Genomic DNA, 23,762 nt, shown 5'->3' with positions numbered 1-23,762 from the left:
TGCGCGGGATCGATCGCTGTTAACGATCGGTTGAGCTTATCCGGGCCGAAGACGAAAGCAACGCGACGCGCCCCCGAGCGGCCGGATCATCCACCGGCACGGCGCCATCCGCCCCTGCGTCAAGCGGAAACATGAGAAAACAAGGGGCCGCAGGGCAATGCTGCGGAGAAAACGCTCCTCATGGTCGCGCGAACATGGTTGAAGGGGGTCTGCTCACCGATCGGCCGCCCCCCCGCCATGCCTGTCCTGTCCCGCGCCGTCACGGGAATCCTGCTCAAAGTCCTCTCGACCATGGCCTTCACCTGCATGTCGACGCTGGTGCGCGTCGCGGGCAAGGAGGTGCCCGTCGGCCAGGTGGTGTTCTTCCGGTCGTTTTTCGCGCTGGTGCCGCTGTTCATCATGCTGGCCTGGCGCCACGAGATCATGGACGCCTTTCGCGTCACCAGCGTCTCCTCGCATATCAAGCGCGGCGTCATCGGCGCCACCGGCATGTTTTCCGGCTTCGTCGGCCTGACCTTGCTGCCGCTCGCCGATTCCACCGCCATCAGCTATGCCGCGCCGCTGATGGTGGTGCCGCTCGCCGCCATCATCCTGGGCGAGCGCGTGCGCATCTATCGCTGGAGCGCGGTCGCCATCGGCTTCGTCGGCGTGGTGGTCATTCTCTGGCCGCATCTCGACGTCGAGGCGCTGCGCGCCATGTCCGACGGCCAGACGGTGGGCGCCATGTTCGCGCTCGGCGGCGCCGTCTGCGCGGCATTCGCCACCATTCAGGTGCGCAAGCTGGTCAATACCGAATCGACCGCGGCCATCGTTTTCACCTTCATGATGCTCTGCGCCATCCTGGCGCTGTTCACCTGGCCGGCGGGCTACGTGCTGCCGATCGGCCGCTGGATCGTGCCCGGCGCCTGGCAGGCGGTCATCCTGGTGGCGGTGGGCGTGTTCGGCGGCATGGGCCAGATCCTGCTGACCATCAGCTATCGCCACGCCGACACCTCGCTGATCGCGCCCTTCGAATATTTCTCGATGATCTGGGCCATCGTCATCGGCTATTTCGTGTTCCGCGACGTGCCGAGCGTCTATGTCTTGACCGGCGGCGGCATCGTCGTCGCCTCGGGCATTTTCGTCATCTGGCGCGAGCAGCGCCTTGGTCTCGAGCGCGCCCGCCAGCGCAAGGTCTCGACCCCGCAGGGGTAGGTGGCACCAGAGGGGAACAGTGCATGACGAAGCGTTGGCGCCTGGGCCTGTCCATCGCGGCGGCCGGCCTTCTGGCCGCATGCTCGCCCTGGGCGACGGAGGAGGTGCTGCTGCGCAAGCCGTCGCCCGATGGCGCGCGCGAGGCGGTGCTGATGCACTGCCGCGACCCGGCCAACCCTGCCGCCCGGCAACTGATCGGGGCGGTGTTCAGGCTCGGGACCGGGCCGGCGCCGGATTGCAAGAGCCTGGCCGCGTCAGCCGCGACCGCCGGCTGGTTCGCCGCCTCGCTGCAGGCGCTGCCGGAGGTGGCCGGCGAGAGCGTCGAATGGGTGGAGGGCGGCCGCGCCGTGTTCACCTTGCGCCGCCGGATCATCATCAGCGGGACGATCAAGGCCGGCGAGCCTGATGTGCTGGAGGTGCGCCTGCTGGATCGGCCGGAGGTGAGGTGAGGGGGGAGGCTGACCTGTCGGCGCTGGGCAGCCACCCTGAGCATATCGCGCGGACCAATGGAGAGGCTCTCCGTCGCTCCGCATGAGATCTACCGTTAGTATGTCTTCTCAGGCTCTCGATCTGCAGACGCCCACATCGCTATGTTCTGTTCCAAGCTAAATGGTCCTTCATCTGAGCCAGCTTTTTTTGCCCCCCAGTAAAGAGCGCGCCGCCGGTTCAGCACGTGGTCCATTGCATATTCCATGACATCTACTCGGATGAATTGGCCTACCCCGGAAATACACGGTCGAAGATACCCACGAACCTCGCGCGATCTTGGGTTCCCATCGCCCTTATCGAGTGCCCAGAAAGCGGTAGATCTACGCGCCAGGATGCATTCGCCGATATAGGAGCCAACGTCCCAGACGACATTTAAGCCCCTATGTTCGTCGGTCCATGTGCCCTGGTTGTCGTCGTAAGCTTCAATTGGTGTTTGGCCGGTGGGCACAAGGAGATGACCCGCGTACTGATGCGCCCATGTAGCGAAATTTAGCAGGTCGCGATCGTCATATCCTATTTTAACGTTGAATTTTGCGAGAAAATTACCAAGACTATCTAGCCTTCTTGGCTTTTGTTCCATGAAGTATTCGAAATTTTCTTGCGCAAGAATTTTTCTTTGCTTTCCGTCGATGCGGCGGTGGGGTGGTGAGTAGACGGGATAGCCTTCGATCGCGCGCTTCACGCGTCTGGCGTCCAGCCAACGAAATGGGGTGACGATCTTGGGTCTCATGATCTTGAGCAGCAGTTGCTGCCTTGGGGTCAAGCTGGACATGGGATCCATCGTCAAGGCCTCTGAGCTCTAATTTACGTTTCGGAAATTTTGGGGTCCGATTATATCAATCTAAGGTAGTATTTTGATTCGTATCTCGCGATCCTAGAGCTTACACTGTGCGTCTTGGAACGGATATGCTTGAGCGGCTTGGTATACGCATCTGTCGCTCGCCGGAGGCGACGGCACGCCATCAGGGCCCGTGCTTGAGCTCGCCGGTTGCCTGTGGGAGCCTTCCGCGCGTCAATATCAGGCGCAGCGAGGTTTCAAAGTGCAGGATCTTCTGGTTCTCGTCATCAATTGGTTGCCGCTGATCGCGATCCTTGCCGTCTTCATCCTGTTCGGCATCAGATATCATCGGCTCTACGCCGAGGGGCTGGATCTCTACCGGCAGAACACCCTGGCGGTGAGGGAAAACACCGAAATGCTGAAGCGGCTGGCGGAGAAGTTGGGCAGGACCTGAACCGGAGAGCAGGGCCGCCGGCTCGCGGCAGCGTGGTCCGGGCCAGCTCTGTCCCTGTCGCCACCGCGCGTCCCGCGGACGCGCCCACGGGCCGGAACACCGTTCCGCCGCCGCGCACCGCTGTAATCTCCGGTAATGCCTGTTCAATTCCCTTTTTCACGATAACGCGTAAAAGGCCTCCCATCGCCCCGCAGAGGTAGGCCATGAAAGTTCCCTTTATCGATATTTTGCGGTTTGAGGCCGGTTTTTATGAAACCGTGACCGAAAAGACCGCGCAGCTCATCAAGAATGGCCATTTCGCCGGGGGGCCGGTGGTGGGCCAGTTCGAATCGGCGCTCAAGGCCTATACCAAGTCGGCCCATGCGCTCGGTTGCGCCAATGGCACGGATGCGCTGCAGCTGGCGTTGCGCGCTGCCGGCGTCGCCAAGGACGACAAGGTGGTCATTCCCGACATGACCTTCTGGGCGACCTTCGAGGCGGTGGTGAATGTCGGGGCCATTCCCTGCACCCTCGATGTGTCGCGCGAGACGCTGCATCTGACGGTCGCCGCGGTCGAGCAGGCGATCGAGACCTTCAAGCCGAAGGCCTTGCTGCTGGTTCACCTCTATGGCTGGGCCTGTCCGGATACGCTCGCGATCCGCGCGCTCTGCCGGGATCGCGGCGTGATCCTGATCGAGGACTGCGCGCAGTCCATGGGCACGGAAATCGGCGGCGAGAGCCTGATCGGCGGCGCCGCCGTCGCCACGACGAGCTTCTATCCGGCCAAGGTGCTGGGCGCGAGCGGCGATGCCGGCGGCGTGTTCTTCCAGGACGAAGCGCTCGCCAGGGATTGCCGCATCCTGATCAACCATGGCCGCATCAGCCATTACGGCCATGGCATGATCGGCTGGAATTCGCGCCTGGGCGCCTATGAAGCCAATTTCCTGCTGGAGTCGCTTCGCCATCTCGACGCCCGGCTCGACAGCCGCCGCAAGGTTTGCACCCAGTACCGCGAGCGGATCAGGCTGCCCGGCCTCAGCTTCATCGCGCCGGCCGCCAACGTGCTGGAGAACGGCTATCTCTCGGTCGCGGTGATGGATCCGCAGAGCCGGCCGGCTTTCGAGGCCTTCCTGAAGTCGAAGGATATCGGCTACGGCGTCGTCTATCCCGGCGCCATGAGCGAGCAGCCGGGCGCCGCCGGCCATATCGGCGGCAGGATCTCCCATGGCAATGCCCAATGGGTCGCGGGCGCGGTGATCAATCTCCCGTGCTTTGCCCATATGCGGCAGGACGAAGTGGATTACGTCGTCGACAGCGTCAATTCATACCACTGAGCTCGCGGCGTGCGATGCGCGCCGGCCCTGATCAGAAGGCCGGGCGCATGGGCTGCCAGCCGTAGGGCGTCTGAATGTAGTACTGGCCGCTGTTGTCCATGACGAAGGTGTTGCCGCGGCTGTCGCGCTGGGGCACCCCGGGCTGGGTGTGCGGCAGCACGAATTGCTGGCCGTTGGGGGCAAGATAGGTCGAATTGCCCTGCAGCTGGTTGCCGAATTCCTGGTTGTTGCGCTGGTAGCCCTGGGAATAACCCATCTGGGCCTGGCCGCGGGCGGCCTCGGCCTCGCGCAGGCCCTGCATGCCCCGGCGCTGCTGGTCCTCGATCTGGCTGCGCGAGTTCTGGAAATTCCGCATGCCCTCGGCGGTGAAGCGGCCGCGGGCGGCATATTCCAGCGCATATTGCTGCGGCGGCATCTGGCCGCCCTGCATGCGATATTGCTGGTACATCTGCTGGAAATGCGGCAGCTGCATCACCTGCGCCACGATCTGCTGCTGCTGCAGCATCATCTGGGCATTCATCTGCGCGTTCATCTGGGCGTTCAGGGCATTGAGATCCATGCCCTGGGCGATGGCCGGCGGCGACGCCCAGCCCATGGCCATGGCGAGGAGAGCGGCGGGCCATGCCCGGCGGTGACGGAAGGCCATGTCCTGTCTCCTCGTTTCGAAGGGCTGCGCGTGATGAAGCAGCCGGTCCGGCGCCGCGCGGGGCGCCACGTCTTGCACTGGCAGGATGGCCCCGACACCGGCCGGCGCCTACCCTCCGTTCGGAGGGGGCGGGGCCTTTGCCGGCCAGCCCGGCGAGGTCACGGCCGTGAGGCCGGCCAGCGCGTCGCGTTGCTGTTGAAAGGCTGAATATTACCTAGCGTAATCCAGGGTATCGATGCGCTCTGGTGCGAGGCTCGTTTCAGTCGCCGCCGCCGATCCGTCGACTTTTCTTTGAAATATCGTGAGCCGACCAATGGATGCCTGGTCGTGGGCGGCACGCCTGCACTGTCCCGATACCGCCACGTGTTACCGTTCCGCAACATATGCAGCCAATTCACCGCAACTTGAGCCGCGATATTGCCGGGTTCCACACCGCAAGGTAGTGAATATTGCCGCGCGGCCAAGTAATCCCCACCGATTCCGCAGAGTTACGGTCGGTATAAAAACAGACTTGGCGGCGGCGGGTTTTTCGATGGGGCGGGCCATGCGCGGCGGCAAAGCAGAGTTTTCGCGGGATTTGGACAATCGGAAGGTGCGCGCGCCAGGCCTCTACGGCAGGTTGCGGCGGATGCTCCTGGGCGGCGCGGCCTTGGCCGCGATGGGCATGGGCGGCGGCGCGCAGGCCCAGACGATTGACACCACGACGGGCTGGAACGGCTCGAGTTTCATCTCGTCCTGGGGGGTGACCAACACCGCGACCTACGGCCAGACCATCACCGGGGACGCGGCGCATCACCAGCTCACCGGTTTCACCTTCTATCTCAACAGCAACAACACGTCGGCGGCGCCGCAATATCAGGCCTATGTCTATCAATGGGATCCGGTCGGGCAGCGGGTCACCGGACCGGCGCTCTATACCTCGGCGGTGATGACGGCGCCGAGCGGTAGCACCTATGTCCCCGTGACCTTCAATACCGGCACCATCACGCTGACCTCGGGCCAGCAATATGTGCTGCTGCTGACCACCTCGGGCATCCCTCAGGGCTGCTGTTCGGGCTACCGCTACGGATCGCTGGGCGATGTCTATAGCGGCGGCAAGTTCGTGTTCATCAACAACGGTCCGGATTTCAACCAGCTCAGCACGGTGCCCTGGAGCAGTATCAACCAGGATCTGGCCTTCATCGCCAATATGCTGGCGGGACCGCTGTCGCCGTCGCTGCCGGCCGGTGCGCCGGTCAATGCGACCAATGTCGCCCGCGGCATCGACAATGCGGTCGCCGGCGGCGCGCAACTGCCCGCCGCCATCCTGCCGACCTATGTGCTGGTGGGCCAGCCGCTGGTGGCGGCCCTGAACCAGCTGTCGGGCGAGAACAATACCGCCACCCAGGAGGCCGCGCTGCAGGCCTCCAGCCTGTTCCTCAACATCATGCTGGACCCCATGGCGGGCGCCCGCGGCGCCCAGGCGGGCCAGGCCGGCCCCTCGCTGATCCAGATGGCGGACCTGTCCAATCCGCGCGCCCGTCCGGGTGAAGCCGGCTGGAGCGTCTGGACCAAGGCTTTCGCGCAGAGCGGGCGGATCAATGGCGATGCCAATTTCGGCTCGGGCACGACCAGCACCGGGCTGTTCGGCGTGGCGGCCGGTGCCGACAAGCGCATTTCGGCGGATACGCTGGTTGGTTTCGCGCTGGCCGGCGGGGGCACCAGTTTCGGCCTGAACAACCGGGGCAACGGCACCGGCAACATGTTTCAGATCGGCCTTTACGGCTCGACCCGGCTCGGCGACGGCTATGTCTCCGCGGCGCTCGCCTATGGCTGGAACGCCTTCGAAATGAACCGGACCGCCGCCGGCGCGCCGGCCGAGACCTATATGTCGCGAGTCACCGCGCAGACCTATGGCGGCCGCATCGAGACCGGCTGGCGCTTCGGGCTGACCGGCTTCGGCGTCACGCCATACGCGGCGATCGAGGCCATCGGCTATAGCGCGCCGCGCTATGGCGAAACCTTCAGCGCGCCGGCCACCGGCGGCCTGGCGCTGACCTTCGCCGGCCGCAGCACCGTCTCGCTCCGCACCGAGCTCGGCGCCAGGCTCGACGCCAAGACCCAGGTCGCGCCGGGCAGCGAGCTGATCACCTTCGGGCGGCTCGCCTGGGGCTATCAGGCCAAGACCGACCGCTCGATCGACGCGAGCTTCCAGGCCATGGCCAATTCCGGCTTCACCGTCTTCGGCGCCCGGCCCTCGACCCATACGGCGCTGGCTTCCATCGGCGCCGAGCTCCGGCTGTCGGGCGGCATGCGGCTGTCGACCTCGATCGACGGCGAGCTCGGTGATCACCACCGCTCGATACGCGCCAATGCCGGGCTGCGCTATAGTTGGTAGGCCCGTCGGCCAGGGGCCGACCTCCCTCCATCACCATCCGCAGCGCGCGGCCCGCCAAGGGTCGCGCGTTCGGCGTTTTGGGGGAGGAAGGTGATTTGAACTTTGCATTGCTTGCGTCGGGTGATCGTTGGCGTTGCCTGCCTGTTTCGGCTGAGCTGGTCTGAAGGCTCGATGTCACCGCCGGCCGAGCGTAGCGAGGGGAAGGGGGGCCAGGAGCCGTTTCACCGCGCCCTCGGAGCATATGTCCAAGTGATTTCGCTGCGCTGGGCGACAGGCCCTGCCACTCCTGGCCCCCCTTCCCCTCCTTCGCTTCGCTCAGTCGGCCGGGGGTGACGTGGTGGTTCACATGCGTTCCGTGAAGGTCGAAGCGAAAGCTTCGTCCTTTGGGGATGATACCCTCTCGGGCGATGCCACGCTTCTCAAGCGCCCACCCGCTCAGAACGCCTTGAAGGTGATGATGGTGTGGGTGTCCTGGATGCCGGGGATGACCTGCACCTTCTCATTGACGAAATGGCCGATATCGACCTCGCGCTCGACGTAGAATTTGACCAGCAGGTCGAAATTGCCGGCGGTCGAATAGATTTCTGACGCGATCTCGCGGTCGGCGAGCTGGGCGGCGACCTCATAGGACTTGCCGAGCTGGCATTTGATCTGGACGAAAAACGGGATCATGGCGTGCCTCTTTGCCGGCGCGGAGAATCCACGATGGCGGTGCCGGCCGCAAGGGCGGCCAGGCTGTGGTCGGGGAGATTCCATGACGGCGGGGCCGGCGGCAAGGGCGATCCCGGCATGAGCCGCGAAATTCCACAAGGGCGGCACCGCGGGCGGGGGCGGCCTGCGCAAACGGGCCGTGCGCGGAGCGCTCTTGCAGGCCCGGCCGGCTTGGCCTACCACATGGGTCCTGTCTCGTCGGGGTGCCCTAAGCCAAGGGCTGAGAGGCCGCTGGAGCGGTCAACCCGTCGCACCTGAACCGGGTCATGCCGGCGGAGGAAACCGAGATGTCCGGATGGTTCGTCTTGAACGGGGGCCGGTGATGGCCGCAGCCGCGCTCGCCTGGAATGCCGCCGCCCTGCTCGACAAGATCCGGGCGCGCCACCCGCGCATCCATTGCATCACCAACGGGGTGGCCCAGGGCTTCACCGCCAATGCGCTGCTGGCGATCGGCGCTTTGCCGTCCATGACCACCTCGCCGGAGGAGATCGGCTCCTTCGTGCAGGGGGCCGACGCGCTTCTGGTCAATCTCGGCACGCTCGACGACGACAGGCGCCAGGCCATCCGGCTGGCGATCGCGGCGGCCAAGGCCAAGGCGCTGCCCTGGGTGCTCGATCCCGTGTTCATCGAGCGCTCGCCGAGCCGGGCGCTGTTCGCCCGCGAGATCGCCGGCTGCGGCCCGACGGTGGTGCGCGGCAACGAGACCGAAATCGCCGCCTTGAGCCAGGGCCAGCCGGTCGACAGCTATGCCCGCGCGCTGAAGGCGGTCGTCGCGGCCACCGCCGAGACCGACCATGTGCTCGACGGCACCCGCATGGTCGGCACGCCCAACGGCCATCCGCTGATGGCCAAGGTCACCGCCATGGGCTGCGCCGGCGCGGCCCTGATCGCGGCCTTCCTGGTGGTCGCGGACAATCCGTTCGACGGTTGCGCCTGCGCCCTGGTGGCGGCCGGCGTCGCCGGCGAGATCGCGGCCGAGCAGGCCGACGGCCCGGGCAGTTTCGCCAGCGCCTATATCGATGCGCTCTATGGCCTCGATTCCGGCAAGCTCGCCACCCGCGCCCGGGTGCTCTGAAGGGTATTTGCCGTGACGGCCGATCTTTCGCTTTATGTCCTGGTCGATCCCGAGCGGTCGCGCGGCCGCCCCTTGGCGGAGCTGGCGGCGGCGGCCGCGGCCGGCGGCGCGACGCTGATTCAGTATCGCGACAAGCGCGCGGCGACGGCCAGGATGATCGAGACCGCGCATGCCATTCGCATCGCGCTGACCGGCTCGGGCGTGCCGCTCCTGATCAATGACCGCGTCGATGTCGCGCTGGCCGCCGGCGCCGACGGCGTCCATCTCGGCCAGGACGACATGGGGGTGGCGGACGCGCGCCGGCTGCTCGGCGACGAGGCGATCATCGGCCTGACCATCACGTCGCGCGCGGAGGCCGAAGCGGCCGCCGTCGAACTGATCGATTACGCCTGTATCGGCGGCGTCTTCGCCACCACGTCGAAGGACAATCCGAACCCGCCGATCGGCATCGACGGTTTTGCCGCGATCCGCGGCGTGTTCACCCGCCGCTGGCCGCGCCTGCCGGTCGGCGCCATTGCCGGCATCGATGCGAGCAATGCCGCCGCTCTCGCCCGGGCCGGCGCCGACGGCGTCGCCGTCATGTCGGCGGTTACCATGGCGGATGATCCGCGCGCGGCCGCGGCCGTGCTGAAGGCGGCCTTTGCCGCGGGCCGGCCGGAACCGCGCCAAATCGGGAGTGACCAGCCATGACGGCGATCGCTGTGACCATCGCGGGTTCGGATTCCGGCGGCGGCGCCGGCATCCAGGCCGATCTCAAGACCTTCTCGGCGCTCGGCGTCTATGGCGCCAGCGTGATCACCGCGCTGACCGCCCAGAACACGCTCGGCGTGCAGGGCATTCACGACGTGCCGGTGGATTTCATCGCGGCGCAGATCGATTCGGTGTTCTCCGACCTGGCGGTGAAGGCGGTGAAGATCGGCATGCTGTCGCAGCCCGAGGTCATCGCCACGGTGGCCGCCGGCCTGAGGCGCCACGGCGCGGCGAACGTGGTGCTCGATCCGGTCATGGTGGCGGCCTCCGGCCATCGCCTGCTCAACCCGGCGGCGATCAGCGCGCTCTCTACCATCCTGATCCCCGAGGTCATGCTGATCACGCCCAACCTGCTGGAGGCCGCCGCCCTGCTCGACCAGCCGGTGGCGAAGGGCGAAGACGAGATGCTGGCGCAGGGCCGCCTGCTGATCGCGCGCGGCGCCCGGGCGGTGCTGATGAAGGGGGGCCATGGCACGGGCCCGCTGAGCGTCGACCTCCTGGTTCTGCCCGACACGGTGGCGCGGCTGGAGGCCCCCCGCATCGTCACCAGGAACAGCCATGGTACCGGCTGCACCCTGTCCTCGGCGATCGCCGCCGGCCTCGCCAAGGGCCTGCCGCTCGGCCATGCGGTGACCGAGGCCAAGGACTATGTCACCAAGGCGATCGCCGCCTCCGACCGGCTCGCCATTGGCCAGGGCCATGGGCCGACCCATCATTTCCACGCCTGGTGGTGAGCCGATGAGCCGTCTCGACCGCCGCGCCACATTGGCCGCCGCCGCCGGCCTGATCGCCGCCCCGCAGGTCGCGCGGGCGCAAACGGCACGGCGCTGGCGCATGGTCACCGCCTGGCCGAAAAACCTGCCCGGACCGGGCTTTTCGGCGCAGCGCATCGCCGACCGCATCACCACCCTGTCGGCCGGCCGCCTGGCGGTGCAGGTCTTCGCCGCGGGCGAGCTGGTGCCGGCCTTCGCGGTGCAGGAGGCGGTGGGCAATGCCACTGTCGAGCTCGGCCATACCGCGTCGTTTTTCGGCATCGGCCGCGAGCCGGCCTCCGCCTTCTTCACCGCCATTCCCTTCGGCTTCACCCCGGCGGAACATGCCGCCTGGATCCTCGAAGGCGGCGGCCAGGCCTTGTGGGACGAGACCTCGGCGCGTTTCGGATTCAAGCCGCTGATGGGCGGCAATACCGGCGTCTCCATGGGCGGCTGGTTTCGCCGCGAGCTGCAATCGGCCGAGGATGTGAAGGGCCTGAAGATCCGCATGGTCGGGCTCGGCGCCGAGCTGTTCCAGCGGCTCGGCGCCACCGCGCTCGCCGTGCCGCCGGCCGATATCTATCCGGCGCTGGAGCGTGGCGCGATCGACGCCGCCGAATTCACCGCGCCGGGCGCCGACATTCAGCTCGGCCTCTATCGGGTGGCGCCGTTCTATTATGCGCCGGGCTTCAACAAGCCGAACGGCGCGAGCGAGTTCCTGGTCAACAAGGCCGTCTGGGACGGGCTGGAGCCCGAACTGAGAGCGGTGGTGGAGACCGCTTGCCTCGCCGAGCTGACGGTGGCGCTGGCCGAGATCGAGCAGCTCAACATGGAGGCGCTGGCGGTGCTGGTGGCGAGCCATGGCGTGAAGCTGCGCGGCTTTCCGGCGGACATGCTGAGCCTTGCCCGCCGCCACGCCGCCGATCTCGTCCGCGACCTCGGCACCCGCAGCCCGATGGCGAAGAAGGTGGGCGACAGCTACACCGCCTTCCAGGCCCGCGTCTCGCCCTGGACCCGGGTGTCGCTGCACGCGGCGCTCGGGGCGCGGGAGGCCTGAGGGCCCGGCGTTCGCGCGCATCTTTCGGATGAGTCTGAGTGCGCCGCCTCTCGCGATCACGCGTGGGAAATGCCACTCCCCGCCTCTCCCCGGCGGGCCAACGTTCGCACGCGTCTCAGAATGGCTATATTTCAAGGCCTTGCACGAAGGAAAGGCCGTCCTTCGAGGCTCGCGAGAGCTCGCACCTCAGGATGAGGTTTGTTGGAGTATGGCATTGATGTTGCTCATGAAACGTGACGGTTGAAGCGCACCTGGCATCGGGGCTGGTGTCAATCTCTACACCCCTCATCCCGAGGTGCTCGTGCCCTTGCGCGAGCCTCGAAGGACGGCAAACCGTCATGCAAGGCATCCGGAGCCAAGCCCGCCGCGATCCGCGCGAACCTGAAGCACCCATCCGGTGCCCGGGCGGTTCGCGCGCCGGCCAAACCCCTCTGTCAAATGGTGTTTTCCGGGCCGCGTCGTTTTGTTTGCGCTGGTCGCGCCGACGCGGAGGCCTGGTTCGCGCAGGCGGCGGATTTTAGCCTTGCCCGGCAATGTGTTAGACGCGTGGGAGTCGCTCCCCGTGCGGGGGCGTGGATCGAAACAGGTTCGGGTCGGGTGCGCTGCGGCGCTTCTTGGGTCGCTCCCCGTGCGGGGGCGTGGATCGAAACTTTCGGCGGATGGCGTCACGGCCAACCTAACCGTGTCGCTCCCCGTGCGGGGGCGTGGATCGAAACTGGTTCTTGACCGTGCTCGCCGGAATGGATGGCCAGTCGCTCCCCGTGCGGGGGCGTGGATCGAAACACGTCGATGCCGGTAGCGATACCGATGAACCGGCGTCGCTCCCCGTGCGGGGGCGTGGATCGAAACAGCAGCGCCCTGCTGGCCTTCGCCGGGTCGCTCCCCGTGCGGGGGTGTGGATCGAAACGCGAGGATCACGGCCTCGTCGAAATCGCCGAGGTCGTCGCTCCCTGTGCGGGGGCGTGGATCGAAACGGGTTGGAGAACATGAAGCGGATATCGAGACCCGGGGTCGCTCCCCGTACGGGGGCACGGACCGAAATTCCTCCCTCGGGTTGAGCGCGCGAGGCGAGGCCCTCGGCCGTCTTACGCGCCGCCGGGCCCCCGCTTCAGCACGACATGCGTGGCGTGCGCCGTCGGCACGTGTTCGGCGCAATGATAGCCGAGCCCGGCGGTGTCGATGCCGGCGAAGAGGTGTTCGCCCGTGCCGAGCAGGACCGGGGCAATGGCCAGGTGCATTTCGTCGATCAGCCCGGCGCTGAGATATTGCCGGATGGTTTCGACGCCGCCGCCCAGCCGGACGTCCTTGCCGCCGGCCGCGGCCTGCGCCTGGCGGAGCGCGGACTGAATGCCGTCGGTGACGAAATGGAAGGTGGTGCCGCCATCCATGGCGATCGGCGCGCGCGGGTGGTGGGTGAGGACGAAGACCGGCACGTGATAAGGCGGATTGTCGCCCCACCAGCCTTTCCACGTGTCGTCGGGCCAGTTGCCGCGGATCGGGCCGAACATGTTGCGGCCGAGGATCCAGGCGCCGACATTGTCGAAGCCGCGCGCGGCGAAGCGGTCGTCGACATCGGTCGTGCCGCCGTCGCTGCCGAACATCTGCCGGAAGGTGCGGGTTTCGAACGCCCATCCGTGCAGGGCCTTGCCGCCGATGCCGAGTGGATTTTCGAGGTCCTGGGCGGGGCCCGCACCATAGCCGTCCAGCGAGATGGTGAAACTTTCGACGCGCAGCCGGGTCATGGGCAGCTCCTCCTGGTTCACGTGAAGTGATTGCAAAAGGCGACTGGTTTCCTTTTTGCGCCATCCTGGGCCGCGTCGCAACCGGTTTCGCTCGGCGACGAAAACCGTCGCCGACGGGCCGCCTCACCCCGGCTGCCGCCCCGCCGCCCGCTTGGCCTGATAGGCGCGGCGGACGCGCTCGCGATTGCCGCAGGTTTCCGTCGCGCACCAGATGCGCGAGCGGTTGTTGGTGTGGTCGATGAAGATGGCGTCGCAGTCGCTGGCCTGGCATTCGCCGAGCTTTTGCGTGTCGTCGGAAACGAGCAGGGCGGCGGCGGTCCAGAGCACCGGCCAGAGCGGTTCGTCCAACTGCGCGCCGGGCAGGTCGAAGACGATGCGGTCGGCGTCGCCGGCATAGCGGAGCGCCGGCGCGGCCGGCAGCCGGGACAGCCTTTCATTCAGCCGGGGCAGCAGCGGCGCCGGATTGTCCACCCGCCGCAGCGCGCCGGTCAGCGCCCGGATATCGGCGCGCAGCGCCAGCGCCTCGGCCCAGACCGCCGCCGCGGCCGCCGGCGCCTTCAGTGCCATGGCCGCCAGACGGTCGTGGGCGGCCTGGCCGAGCGATCCGCGCGCCAGGCTCCAGCGCAGGATCGCCGCGTAGTCGACGAACAGGTCCTGCTCGCGCGCGGTGCCCGGCACGTCGACCGAATTGATGAAATCGAGGCAGAGCGCGCCGCCAACGAAACGGTGCGGCCACAGCGCGGATGTCGTGATCGCCTTCACGGGAACCTCTTGCATTCTTCCGGCATTAATATAATGGGTGTAGGCATTAGATGCTAATGGATACAGACATTAGACAACTATCACCTCGCCTGTCGCCAACCAAGGAGTTTTCCCATGACGGCCTCCCGATCTTCGACAACGACGCCGCGCGGCGTCTGCACCGTCGCCTATCTGGCGGCCGATCATGACGGCGCGAAAAAATGGTATGCCGAGGTGATCGGCGTCGCGCCCTATATGGACAAGCCCGGTTATGCCGAATTCCGCTTCGGCGACTATCAGCACGAGCTCGGCATCATCGACGCGAAATTCATCGGCGTGCTCGGCGGCGGCGAGGCGGCTTCCGCGCCGGCGCCTGGTGGAGCCATCGCCTATTGGCACGTCGACGACATCCAGGCGACGCTCGACCGCCTGGTCGGCATGGGCGCCAGGCCGTTCCATCCGCCGCGCGACTTCGGCGAGGGGTTCATCGGCGCCACCGTCATCGATCCCTTCGGCAATGTCTTCGGCATCATGCACAACCCGCACTACCTCGCGGTCCTGGCAGGGCGGGTCGGACAATGACCGGGGAGCGCAATGGCGAGAACCGGATGAATGCGGGCGCCGGCGCGACGGTGGCACGTATCTGGCGCGGCCGCACCCGCAGGGAGCGCGCCGACGATTACGAGGCCTATCTCGACGCGGAGGGCGTGAGCGAGTTGCGAGAGCGCGCCCTCGGCGTCCAGATGCTGCGCCGCGATGCCGGCGGCGAGACCGAGTTCGTCGTCATCTCGTTCTGGGAAGACGTCGCGGCCATGTCGCGTTTCGCCGGCAGCGACCCGACGAAGATCCGGCATCTCGACCGCGACGCCGACTATCTGATCGCGCTGCCCGAGACCGTGCAGATCTTCGAGATCAGGTCGAGCAGCCTGCCCGGCGCTTTCGGTCGGCAGCGGGCCGGGGCCTGAGCGCCGCGGACCGAAACCCTGCACCGAGGAGAGCCGGTCTTGTGCGGCTCCCCTTGGTGCATTGCACGCAGGCGAAAGGATCAACCGCCCGGCGCCGGCCGTTGTTCACCGTGGGTGAATGGTGACTGTGCCGGATCGATATTGCCGCCGGCGCGACAAGCAATTAGCTCGTTCACTCAAGACGTCGCGGATCCGGTTCGACCGGTTTGCGCATGCGGCGCCAGCCTTGGGAGGGCGAGACATCATGCCGAGATTTCTGTGCAAGGCCTGCGGCATCCAGTATCCGGACAGCGCCGCGCCGCCCGCCCATTGCTTCATCTGCGAGGATGAAAGGCAGCTCGTGCCCAAGGCGGGGCAGGAATGGGTGACGCCCGAGGAGCTGGCGGCCGGCCGCTTCAACGCGTTCCGCAAGGTCGCGCCCGGTCTCCATGCCATCGTGAGCATGCCGCAATTCGCCATTGGCCAGCGCGCCTTCCTGGCGATCACGCCGCATGGCAACGTGCTGTGGGACTGCATCAGTTTCCTCGACGCGGCGACGGTCGAGATCATCCGCGCGCTCGGCGGGATCAAGGCCGTGGCGATCTCGCATCCGCATTTCTACAGCGCCATGGCTGAATGGGGCCGCACTTTCGATTGCCCTGTCCTGGTGCACGAAGCCGACCGGCAATGGGTGGCGGAGCCCGATCCGTGCCTGCAGTTCTGGTCGGGCGAGACCAGGCAGATCCTGCCCGGCCTGTCGCTGCATCGCTTCGGCGGCCACTTCCCCGGCAGCTCGGTGCTGCATCTCGAAGAGCGGCGCACACTGCTGGTCGGCGACACCGTACTGGTCACCGGCGACAGGCGGCACGTGTCGTTCATGTGGTCCTATCCGAATTACGCGCCGCTGCCCGCGGCCGAGGTCGCGCGGATCGGAACGCGCTTCCAGGCGCTCGACTTCGACGCGCTGCATTCAGCCTTCTGGGGCCGGGGCGACATCGAGCACGACGCCAAGGCGGCGGTCGCGCGCTCGGTGAAACGCCACATCGAAGGGCCGGGCGTGGCCATGGACTATCGCGAGGGCCAGCCGGCCTGAGCTCACCTGCGGCGGCCTCGCCGCCTTCCGTCATCGCGGTGTGACGCCGCGGGCCGCGAGCCCGCGCGATCGGCCGTGCCGTCTTCAAAATCTCCCATGGGAAAGTCGATCATCATGCGCATCACAGTGTTCGGCGGGGCCGGCAGCGTCGGCTCGCGGGTCGTCACCGAGGCCTTGTCGCGCGGCCACGCCGTGGTGGCCGTCACCCGCAATGCCGCGAGCCTCGCCGCGCTTGCCGCCGGCGCCGAAGCCCAGCTCGGCGACGCCGGCAAGATCGACGACGTCATCCGGCTGAGCCGGGGCCAGGACCTGGTCATCAGCGCCACCCGCCCGGTGCCGGGCCAGGAGGCCGAACTGGTGGCGACGACCGAGACCCTGCTCGCAGGCCTTGCCGAAACCGGGGTGCGGCTGCTGCTGGTCGGCGGTGCGGCGAGCCTCGCCGTTCCCGGCGCGGGCGGCGCCACCGTCATCGACGACCCCGATTTTCCCGCCGAGATCCGGGCGCTGGCGCTCGCCTGCGCCCGCCAGCTCGAGGCCTGCCGCGCCGCCCCGGTGGTCGACTGGACCTATCTCAGCCCGCCGGCCCTGCTGCAGCCGGGCACCCGCACCGGCCGCTACCGGCTGGGCGCCGACGAACTGCTGGTCGACACCGCCGGCCACTCGGCGATCTCCATGGAGGATCTCGCCGTGGCCTTGCTCGATGAGGCCGAGCGGCCGGCGCACAGGCGGCGGCGGTTTACGGTGGCTTATTGAGGGGCCTCGGCTCAGCCCCTTGCCGCAACGGTGGCGGCCTGGATCCAGCCGTCGAACCGCTCCTGGTTGGTCTTGATCCATTCGCGTGCGTGGCGATCGATGTCGGGTTCGCGGTTCTCGCCGGCGAGCATGCGGGCATTCTGTTCGGCGCGATCGTTCAGGTGCATCTTGACCAGCTTGAAGAAGGTCAGCGCCGCCGGGTTTTCGGCGGCCCAGCGGCGGTTGACCGCGATAAAATAGACCGTTGGCAGCCAGCCGATATTGCAGGGATTGGAAGCGCAGCCTTCGACATCGGGCATCGGCTTGTAGGTGCTCATCTGGTCGCCGGGCAATGAGACGGTCTTCAGCTCCAGCCAGACCAGGTCGCGGCCGGGTTTCAGCTTCATCGTGGTCGGGTTCGGGTACCACGTGTAGAGCAGGATCGGCTTGCCGGCGGCGAACCGGCCAACGGCATCGGCGGCGAGCGTGGTATATTCGCCCTGCACGAGATTGACGGTTTTCTCCAGGCCGAGCGACTTGATGTGGTTGAGGGCGACGGCGGACGAGCCACTCCAGGTCGCGGAGGGGCCGACCATGTCGGCCCGGCCATCGCCGTTCTGGTCGAACAGCGCCGCGATCTCCGGTTTCGCGAGATCTTCGAGATAGCGGATGTTGTGTCTGTCGGCGGTGACCTTGTCGACCATGTAGCCCTGTACCGTACCAGGGTCCATGACCGGGCCGACCGGCATCACCTGCTCGGCGGTGCGGGCATAGAGGTCGGCATGATTGGGCAGGATCGTGTCGACGCTGTACATGAGGTCGCCACGTGCGATCGAGGTGAAGATCGCCGCGGGCGCCAGGGTCTTCGGCGCCTCGACCTTGTAGCCGAGCCGCGCCATGCCGATGTCGACGATCTTCTGGCCGAACCAGAAGGAGTCCCAGTTCGGCCGGGCCGGCATCACCGTTCGGCCGGCGCCCGGCAATCCCGCCTGCGCGATGACCCGTCCGCCGGTGCCGGCGGCGATGGCCGCGCCCGACAACACGGTGAGCGACTGCGCCAGAAATGACCGCTTATCCATGTGAAATTCCCCTTTTGGATTGCCAGGCCGGTTGTGAAGGCAGGCCTGGTTCAGTCGAATACGTGATCAGTGGGCGCCGGCCTCGGCCGGCGTGAAGCTCGGCGCCGCCTCACCGGACGGACGTGCGGCCCGGCTGCGGCTGGTGCGCTGGACCAGGCCCTGCGTGATCCGGTCGAGACTGATGGCGAGCAGGACGATCGACAGGCCGCCGATGCCGGCGAGGCCGACATCCAGCGCGCCGATGCCACGCAACACCGTGAGGCCGAGGCCCTCGGCACCGATCATGGCGATGATGACGCTCATCACCAGGGCCATCAGCAAGGTCTGGTTCAGACCGGCCAGGATCGAGGGCAGCGCCAGCGGCAGCCGAATCTTGACGAGCGCCTGCCACTCGGTGGCGCCGAAGGCCTCGCCCGCCTCGACGGCATCGCTCGGCACCTGGCGAATGCCGAGATTGGTCAGGCGTATGATCGGCGGCATGGAGAACACGATGGTGGCGATGATGCCGGGCACGGTGCCGATGCCGAAAAGCATGACCACCGGAACCAGATAGACGAAGGACGGGGTCGTCTGCATGAGGTCGAGGATCGGCCGGATCACCGACCAGAACCGGTCGCTGCGGGCCGCGGCGATGCCTAAGGGAATGCCGACGATGAGGCAGAACGAGACGGCGGTAAGCAGGATGGACAGCGACATCATCGCCTCGTCCCACAACCCCATGAGGGCAATGAGGGTGAAGGAGACGGCACAGAACAGGCCGTGCCACGCGCCGGCGAAGCGCCAGCCGAGCAGCGCGAAAAACAGGATCACCGACCAGAAGGGCAGGTAGAGCGTGAAGTCGAGGACGGCGTTCATCACCTGCGCGATCGGCCAGCGCATCGCCTGGAAGGCCGGGCGCCACTCATAGACGAGCCAGTCGACGAAGCCCTGGATCAGCTTGTCGATCGGCAGGAAATACTCACTCGGAAGCCGGTGCATCGTGAACAGCCTTCAAACGCTTTTGGAAGTTGCCGGTTCGACAGAACCGCCGGCGGCGGGCAGGGCGCGCCGTGGCCGTCCCTCGGCCATGTCGTTGAGCTGCATCAGCACGTCGCTCGCATCCATGGCGCCGATGGCACGGCCCTGGCCATCGAGGATCGCGACCGGAAGACGCTGTTCAAACGAAGGAAACAGATTGGTCAGGACGGAGGAACCGGCAGCCGAGACGACGGCGTCGCGCTGGAAGGCCGAGACCGTCCGGCCGATGAGGCCGTCTCCGGCATTGGCCAGTTCCTGCCGGCAGACATAGCCGAGCGGCATACGCTCGGCATCAACGACGAGAGCATGCGCCTTGTCGCCCTTGCGCAGCCGATCCAGAGCGGCACTCGCCGACAGGTCGGCGGTCACCAGGGGGATGCGCATATGGGCGATGTCGCCGGCGCAGAGCATTTTCGACCGGTCGAGGTCGCGCGCGAAGTTCGCGACATAATCGTCGGCGGGGCGCAGGACGATCTCCTGCGGCGTGCCGACCTGGACGAAGCGGCCGTCGCGCATGATCGCCACGCGGTCGCTGAGCTTCACCGCTTCATGGAAATCGTGGGTGATGAAGACGATGGTCTTCTTGATGTCGCGCTGAAGCTTCAGCAGGGCGTTCTGCAGGTCGGCGCGGATCAGGGGATCGAGCGCGCTGAACGGCTCGTCCATCAGCAGGATATCGGGATCGTTGGCGAGGGCGCGGGCAAGTCCGACCCGCTGCTTCATGCCGCCGCTGAGATTTTCGGGGCGCCGGTCGATCCATTCGGACAGGCCGACCCGCTCGATCGCCTCGAGCGCCTTGGCCCGCCGGGCCGCGGCCGGCTCGCCACGCAGATAGAGGCCGAACTCGACATTCTCCAGCACCGACTTGTGCGGCAGCAGGGCGAAGTTCTGGAACACCATGGCGATCTTGGTGCGGCGGATCTCGCGCAGCCGGGCGGGCGATGCGGCGGCGATGTCCTCGCCGTCGATGAGGATCGCGCCGGCCGATGGTTCGACCAGCCGGTTGAGGCAGCGCACCAGCGTCGATTTGCCGGAGCCGGACAGCCCCATGATCGTGAAGATCTCACCCTCGCCGACGGCAAGCGAGACATCCGAAACCGCCAGGACCTGCTGGGTCCTCTGCAGGATCTCGCGCGATTGCAGCCCCTGTCCGGCGAGCTTGATGGCCTCGCCGGGATGGGCGCCATAAACCTTGAACAGCCTGCTGGCCTCGAGCTTTGCCGTCATGGGGTGGTCTGTCTCTCTGCCTGCGGCCAGCGGCGGCCGGATCCGGTCCTGTGGTGCATCTTGCGTCCGAGCGGTGATGGGGTCAGCGGTCACGGGGTCTACCGGTCATGGGTCCCAATGTCCCGTTGCATGCCGTGCCAGCCCGTGGCCGGCGCTCTTCTCTTTGGCGTCATTCTTGGCGTGAAGGCCCGGAAAACCGGCACTTTCGTGAGGATCCGTCGCTCTCGGCCCGGTCATGAGAGCAAATGGCCTTCACAAAGCAAATCGATAATTTTCATGGCAAGTTCGTTTTTATTGATGGCTTAACGGGCATTCCCGGCACCGTAACGGGTTGGCTCCTGTCATCAAAATAAACGAATATGAAATTGAAATTATCGATTTGACCGATGCATCGATCACCCCCGCATAGTCACTCCGGATCGGCCAATCGAGCGCCGCGAGACGAAGCAGGGAAGCGGGATGACCAGCGGGACAACCACGAGCAAGACGGACGGAGAACTCAAGGATCTGCCTGACGCGATCGACTGCGCCCACTGGACGGCAGGCGAAGGCGAGGCCCTGTTCCTGATCCACGGCATCGGTGCTTCGCACGCCACCTGGGACGGGATCGTCAGCCATCTGAAGGCCGACTTCCAGTGCATTTCCTACGACCTGCGAGGCCATGGCGTTTCGCCGCTGCCGGCCGGCCCGTTCGGCCTGGACGCGCTGGTCGCCGATCTCGAAGCGCTGCGGGCCAAGCTCGGCATCGAGCAGGCGCATTTCGCCGGTCATTCGCTTGGCGGGATGATCGGGCCGGCCTATGCCCGCCGGTTCCCGCGGCGGGTGAAGACGCTGGGGCTGTTGTCGACGGCCGCCGCGCGCACCGAGGACGACAGCGCCAAAGTGCGCGGCGTGGTCGCCGCCATGGAGCGCGACGGCATTCCGAACATTCTCTCCACCCTGGTGAACCGCTGGTACACCGACGATTTCGCCAGGGCCAACCCGGATATCGTCGCGGCCCGCCTGGCCCAGATCACCGGGATGAGCGCGGCGGTCTTCCTCAACGTCTTCCACATCTATGCCGAAACGGAAATGGCGCCGTGGCTGCATGAGGTCGGCGCGCCTTCGCTGGTGCTGACCGGCGAACTCGACGGCGCCTGCAATCCGCGGCTGAACAAGATCATCCACGATCTGCTTCCCGTCTCCGAACTGGTGATCCTGGAGGGCCTGAAACACTCGATCCTGATGGAAGCGCCCGAGCGGGTCGCGGCCGAGCTCCGGCGCTTCATCCGGTCGGGCCGGAGGCAGTGATGGGCGGTCGAGGGACGGAGGCATGGCAATGAGCGAGACGAAACCGACGGCCGAGATTGCCGGTGCCGGACTGGCGGGGCTCGCCGCCGCGGCCGCGCTGGCGCAGCGCGGATGGAAGGTCCGCGTGCATGAAAAGGGGCGGCAACTGCGCGAGATCGGCGCGGGGCTCTATCTCTGGGAAAACGCGCTCGACGCGATGCGTGAGATCGGCGTCTATGACAGGATCGCCGAGGTCGGCGTGCGCTCGACAACGCCGCGGGCGCTGCTCGACCACAATCACAGCGAGATCGAGCTGCGCCGGGCCGACGACGTCGTGCCGGAGCTGATCGTCGTGCTGCGCACCGAGCTGCACCGCATTCTGGCCGAATGCGCCATGGACCACGGTGTCGAGATCGTCACCAATTCGCGGGTGCTGGGCGCCGATCCGGAGGGGCGGCTGGAATTCGAGAGTGGCTACGGCCCGAAGGCCGACCTGGTGATCGGCGCCGATGGGGTCTTCTCCAAGGTGCGCGATTCCCTCAAGCTCGCCACCGATATCATCGAGCTGAAGGATGGCTGCGGCCGTCACCTGATCCCGCGCAAGCCGGGCGACAGCCTGGACGAGCGCCGGGTGGAAATGTGGAGCGGCGGCCGTCGCATCGGCATGGCGCCGGCGAGCAAGGATCAGCACTATGTGTTCCTCTGCTGCCCGGAGAGTGACATTGCCGGGCGCACTCAGCAGCCGTTCAACCTGGAGGCCTGGGTCGAATCGCATCCGTGGTACCGGGAATATCTGGAACGCCTGCCGCGCCATCCGGCCGAACATTGGCGGCCGTTCTACAATGTCCACTGTTCGTCCTGGTCGAAAGGGCGGGTGTGCATCATCGGCGATGCCGCGCATGGCATGGCGCCGAACCTCGGGCAGGGGGCCTGTGTGGCGATGGTCAACGGGGTCGTGCTGGCGCGCACGCTGACCGGCGCCCACGATGTCGAAGCGGCGCTCAAGACCTGGGAGGCGAGCGAGCGGCCCTACATCCTGCAGACCCAGCGCATGTCTTATCTCTATGGCGCAGTCGGCACGCGCTGGCCGCGCAAGCTGCTGGGGCTCAGGAGCAAGATCCTGCCGATCGTCGCCAGGACCGATCGGTTCCGGCGCAGCCTGCGCTGCGCGCTCGACCACCGGCCCCTGCTGTAACGCCGTATCGAGGCACCTGCCGTCGTCGATCGGCGGGTGCCTGCAGTCAACCACTCCATCTTGCCTCACAACGAAAGGACGAAACGACCATGCCGATCATCCGTGTCGAAATGTTCGAGGGACGCAGCAGCGAACAGAAGAACAGCATGACGAAGGAGCTGACGGACGCCTTCGTGCGCACCTGCGGCAGCACGCCCGACCAGGTGCAGGTCATGATCACCGAGTTTTCGCCGAAGCATTGGGGGTCGGGCGGCAAACTCGCCAGTGAAAAAGCCAAAAGCTGATAGCGGCCGGGGAGGCGCAGGTGGCATTCGTGCAAGGCCAGGGTGATCCGATCATCTTCGTTCACGGCAACGGCTCGACCCACGAGACCTGGGCGGGCGTGATCGGTCATCTGGACCAGGACTTCCGCTGCGTCTCCTACGATCTGCGCGGCCATGGGATGGCGTCCGAGGACGCCGCCCAACTGGACATCGAGGCCTTTGTCGAGGATCTCGAGCACCTGCGCGGGGAGCTCGGCCTCGGCCGGGCTGCCTTTGTCGGCCATTCGCTCGGCGCGGTCATCGCGGCCGCCTACGCGCTGAAATACCCCAACCGGGTCACGGCGCTCGGCCTGCTGGCCGCACCCGCCGCCCGCACAGCCGCGGACCGGCAGGCGGCCGACGCGCTGATCGACAGCCTGAGGTTCCGGGGCGTCAAGGCGACCATGTCGACCCTGGTCAAGTCCTGGTACACCGACCGCTTCGTCGCCGAGCACCCGGAGGCCCTGCGCGACCGCTTGAGCCATTTCGACACGATCGACGACGACGTATTCATCCGGACCTATGCGCTCTACAACCGCACCGACATCGACGGCTGGCTCGCCCGGATCGGCGCGCCGACGCTCGTGCTGACCGGCGAGTTCGCCAGGGCCGCCGGGGCCGATGTCGCCACCTTCATCGCAAGCCGCCTGGCCGATGCCAGGCTGGTCGTCATCGCCGGCCTGAAGAACGGCATCCTGACGGAGGTGCCTGCGCAGGTCGCGGCCGAGATCCGTGACTTCCTCAGGCGGCCGCCGGCCATCCCGGTCGCCGCACCCTGAAACCCTTGAGCCCACGCCGCCCGCACCCTATCGATGAGGAGGATCG

The 23,762-nt window shown here is 66.7% G+C and carries 25 protein-coding genes, 1 CRISPR repeat array and 1 riboswitch; of the genes, 17 read left to right on the top strand and 8 right to left on the bottom strand.

Translation table 11 applies throughout. The features are described from left to right. Positions 1-237 precede the first annotated feature (237 nt). Positions 238-1,194 (top strand): DMT family transporter, encoded by a 957-nt coding sequence (locus AC07WJ_RS29020; protein WP_494938181.1) that lies wholly within the window; start codon positions 238-240, stop codon positions 1,192-1,194. Between the two features lie 23 nt (positions 1,195-1,217). Continuing rightward, positions 1,218-1,643, top strand: a complete 426-nt coding sequence (locus AC07WJ_RS29015) for a hypothetical protein (RefSeq protein ID WP_494938180.1) — start codon at positions 1,218-1,220, stop codon at positions 1,641-1,643. A 95-nt stretch (positions 1,644-1,738) separates the two neighbouring features. Here the strand turns inward: AC07WJ_RS29015 and AC07WJ_RS29010 are convergent, their stop codons facing one another. After that, on the bottom strand, positions 1,739-2,455 hold the full coding sequence (locus AC07WJ_RS29010) for a hypothetical protein (RefSeq protein ID WP_494938179.1): 717 nt from the start codon (positions 2,453-2,455) through the stop codon (positions 1,739-1,741). A gap of 199 nt (positions 2,456-2,654) precedes the next feature. Between AC07WJ_RS29010 and AC07WJ_RS29005 the strand changes: the two genes are divergently transcribed. Both AC07WJ_RS29005 and AC07WJ_RS29000 read left to right on the top strand, forming a co-directional pair. Beyond that, the gene (locus tag AC07WJ_RS29005; protein ID WP_494938178.1) at positions 2,655-2,915 is read left to right on the top strand and encodes a hypothetical protein; all 261 of its coding nucleotides are present in this window, start codon (positions 2,655-2,657) and stop codon (positions 2,913-2,915) included. A 203-nt stretch (positions 2,916-3,118) separates the two neighbouring features. Continuing rightward, positions 3,119-4,228, top strand: coding sequence for a DegT/DnrJ/EryC1/StrS family aminotransferase (locus tag AC07WJ_RS29000; protein WP_494938177.1), 1,110 nt, complete (start codon positions 3,119-3,121; stop codon positions 4,226-4,228). Positions 4,229-4,259: 31 nt separating this feature from the next. On the opposite strand, the gene AC07WJ_RS28995 is transcribed toward AC07WJ_RS29000, so the two are convergent. Further along, positions 4,260-4,874, bottom strand: a complete 615-nt coding sequence (locus AC07WJ_RS28995) for a hypothetical protein (RefSeq protein WP_494938176.1) — start codon at positions 4,872-4,874, stop codon at positions 4,260-4,262. A gap of 592 nt (positions 4,875-5,466) precedes the next feature. On the opposite strand from AC07WJ_RS28995, the gene AC07WJ_RS28990 reads away from it, so the two are divergent. Beyond that, entirely contained in the window at positions 5,467-7,251 is a 1,785-nt protein-coding gene (locus AC07WJ_RS28990) for an autotransporter family protein (protein WP_494938175.1), read from the top strand. A gap of 435 nt (positions 7,252-7,686) precedes the next feature. On the opposite strand, the gene AC07WJ_RS28985 is transcribed toward AC07WJ_RS28990, so the two are convergent. Next, positions 7,687-7,923, bottom strand: coding sequence for an Lrp/AsnC ligand binding domain-containing protein (locus AC07WJ_RS28985; RefSeq protein WP_494938174.1), 237 nt, complete (start codon positions 7,921-7,923; stop codon positions 7,687-7,689). A gap of 228 nt (positions 7,924-8,151) precedes the next feature. After that, a riboswitch (TPP riboswitch) is annotated at positions 8,152-8,261 on the top strand. On the opposite strand from AC07WJ_RS28985, the gene thiM reads away from it, so the two are divergent. The 4 genes from thiM to AC07WJ_RS28965 all read left to right on the top strand — a co-directional run bounded on the left by thiM (position 8,258) and on the right by AC07WJ_RS28965 (position 11,596). Further along, positions 8,258-9,037 (top strand): hydroxyethylthiazole kinase, encoded by a 780-nt coding sequence (gene thiM, locus AC07WJ_RS28980; protein ID WP_494938173.1) that lies wholly within the window; start codon positions 8,258-8,260, stop codon positions 9,035-9,037. Its footprint overlaps the riboswitch before it by 4 nt. A 12-nt stretch (positions 9,038-9,049) precedes the next feature. Continuing rightward, positions 9,050-9,727 carry a thiamine phosphate synthase gene (thiE, locus tag AC07WJ_RS28975; protein WP_494938172.1) on the top strand — a complete coding sequence of 226 codons (678 nt, stop codon included), beginning with the start codon at positions 9,050-9,052 and terminating at the stop codon, positions 9,725-9,727. Continuing rightward, on the top strand, positions 9,724-10,521 hold the full coding sequence (gene thiD, locus AC07WJ_RS28970; protein WP_494938171.1) for a bifunctional hydroxymethylpyrimidine kinase/phosphomethylpyrimidine kinase: 798 nt from the start codon (positions 9,724-9,726) through the stop codon (positions 10,519-10,521). Before thiE ends, thiD begins: the two co-directional genes overlap by 4 nt. A 4-nt stretch (positions 10,522-10,525) precedes the next feature. Continuing rightward, the gene (locus AC07WJ_RS28965) at positions 10,526-11,596 is read left to right on the top strand and encodes a TRAP transporter substrate-binding protein (RefSeq protein WP_494938170.1); all 1,071 of its coding nucleotides are present in this window, start codon (positions 10,526-10,528) and stop codon (positions 11,594-11,596) included. Between the two features lie 552 nt (positions 11,597-12,148). Then, positions 12,149-12,638: direct repeats of the CRISPR family, unit length 32 nt; unit sequence GTCGCTCCCCGTGCGGGGGCGTGGATCGAAAC. Between the two features lie 43 nt (positions 12,639-12,681). Here the strand turns inward: AC07WJ_RS28965 and AC07WJ_RS28960 are convergent. Both AC07WJ_RS28960 and AC07WJ_RS28955 read right to left on the bottom strand, forming a co-directional pair. After that, on the bottom strand, positions 12,682-13,338 hold the full coding sequence (locus AC07WJ_RS28960) for a dihydrofolate reductase family protein (protein ID WP_494938169.1): 657 nt from the start codon (positions 13,336-13,338) through the stop codon (positions 12,682-12,684). Between the two features lie 123 nt (positions 13,339-13,461). Continuing rightward, positions 13,462-14,100 carry a CGNR zinc finger domain-containing protein gene (locus AC07WJ_RS28955; protein ID WP_494938168.1) on the bottom strand — a complete coding sequence of 213 codons (639 nt, stop codon included), beginning with the start codon at positions 14,098-14,100 and terminating at the stop codon, positions 13,462-13,464. Between the two features lie 114 nt (positions 14,101-14,214). On the opposite strand from AC07WJ_RS28955, the gene AC07WJ_RS28950 reads away from it, so the two are divergent. From AC07WJ_RS28950 to AC07WJ_RS28935, 4 genes are all read left to right on the top strand, one after another. Next, positions 14,215-14,661 (top strand): VOC family protein, encoded by a 447-nt coding sequence (locus tag AC07WJ_RS28950; RefSeq protein ID WP_494938167.1) that lies wholly within the window; start codon positions 14,215-14,217, stop codon positions 14,659-14,661. Next, positions 14,658-15,044: a hypothetical protein gene (locus AC07WJ_RS28945; RefSeq protein WP_494938166.1), complete on the top strand. Its 387-nt coding sequence runs from the start codon at positions 14,658-14,660 to the stop codon at positions 15,042-15,044. Before AC07WJ_RS28950 ends, AC07WJ_RS28945 begins: the two co-directional genes overlap by 4 nt. 118 nt (positions 15,045-15,162) lie before the next feature. Next, complete coding sequence (locus AC07WJ_RS28940) at positions 15,163-16,116, top strand: MBL fold metallo-hydrolase (protein WP_494938165.1); 954 nt, start codon at positions 15,163-15,165, stop codon at positions 16,114-16,116. A 114-nt stretch (positions 16,117-16,230) separates the two neighbouring features. Then, the gene (locus AC07WJ_RS28935; RefSeq protein ID WP_494938164.1) at positions 16,231-16,869 is read left to right on the top strand and encodes an NAD(P)-dependent oxidoreductase; all 639 of its coding nucleotides are present in this window, start codon (positions 16,231-16,233) and stop codon (positions 16,867-16,869) included. Positions 16,870-16,880: 11 nt separating this feature from the next. Here AC07WJ_RS28935 and proX read toward each other — a convergent pair whose 3' ends face one another. From proX to AC07WJ_RS28920, 3 genes are all read right to left on the bottom strand, one after another. Further along, positions 16,881-17,927 carry a glycine betaine/L-proline ABC transporter substrate-binding protein ProX gene (gene proX / locus AC07WJ_RS28930; RefSeq protein WP_494938163.1) on the bottom strand — a complete coding sequence of 349 codons (1,047 nt, stop codon included), beginning with the start codon at positions 17,925-17,927 and terminating at the stop codon, positions 16,881-16,883. A 66-nt stretch (positions 17,928-17,993) separates the two neighbouring features. After that, complete coding sequence (locus AC07WJ_RS28925) at positions 17,994-18,905, bottom strand: ABC transporter permease (protein WP_494938162.1); 912 nt, start codon at positions 18,903-18,905, stop codon at positions 17,994-17,996. A 12-nt stretch (positions 18,906-18,917) separates the two neighbouring features. After that, positions 18,918-20,171, bottom strand: a complete 1,254-nt coding sequence (locus AC07WJ_RS28920; protein ID WP_494938161.1) for a quaternary amine ABC transporter ATP-binding protein — start codon at positions 20,169-20,171, stop codon at positions 18,918-18,920. Positions 20,172-20,630: 459 nt separating this feature from the next. Between AC07WJ_RS28920 and AC07WJ_RS28915 the strand changes: the two genes are divergently transcribed. From AC07WJ_RS28915 to AC07WJ_RS28900, 4 genes are read left to right on the top strand one after another with little or no spacing between them, the layout of a single operon-like run. Next, on the top strand, positions 20,631-21,461 hold the full coding sequence (locus tag AC07WJ_RS28915; protein WP_494938160.1) for an alpha/beta fold hydrolase: 831 nt from the start codon (positions 20,631-20,633) through the stop codon (positions 21,459-21,461). A 28-nt stretch (positions 21,462-21,489) separates the two neighbouring features. Further along, on the top strand, positions 21,490-22,635 hold the full coding sequence (locus AC07WJ_RS28910; protein WP_494938159.1) for an FAD-dependent oxidoreductase: 1,146 nt from the start codon (positions 21,490-21,492) through the stop codon (positions 22,633-22,635). Beyond that, positions 22,524-22,919 (top strand): 2-hydroxymuconate tautomerase, encoded by a 396-nt coding sequence (thmT, locus tag AC07WJ_RS28905; protein ID WP_494938217.1) that lies wholly within the window; start codon positions 22,524-22,526, stop codon positions 22,917-22,919. Before AC07WJ_RS28910 ends, thmT begins: the two co-directional genes overlap by 112 nt. Before the next feature lie 20 nt (positions 22,920-22,939). Next, complete coding sequence (locus AC07WJ_RS28900; protein ID WP_494938158.1) at positions 22,940-23,716, top strand: alpha/beta fold hydrolase; 777 nt, start codon at positions 22,940-22,942, stop codon at positions 23,714-23,716. Positions 23,717-23,762: the final 46 nt, after the last annotated feature.

The sequence above is a fragment of the Phreatobacter sp. GW821-FHT04C01 genome, from assembly GCF_059420385.1.
The sequence above is the reverse complement of the archived record's forward strand: the minus strand, read 5'-3'. Positions and strand labels throughout refer to the sequence as shown.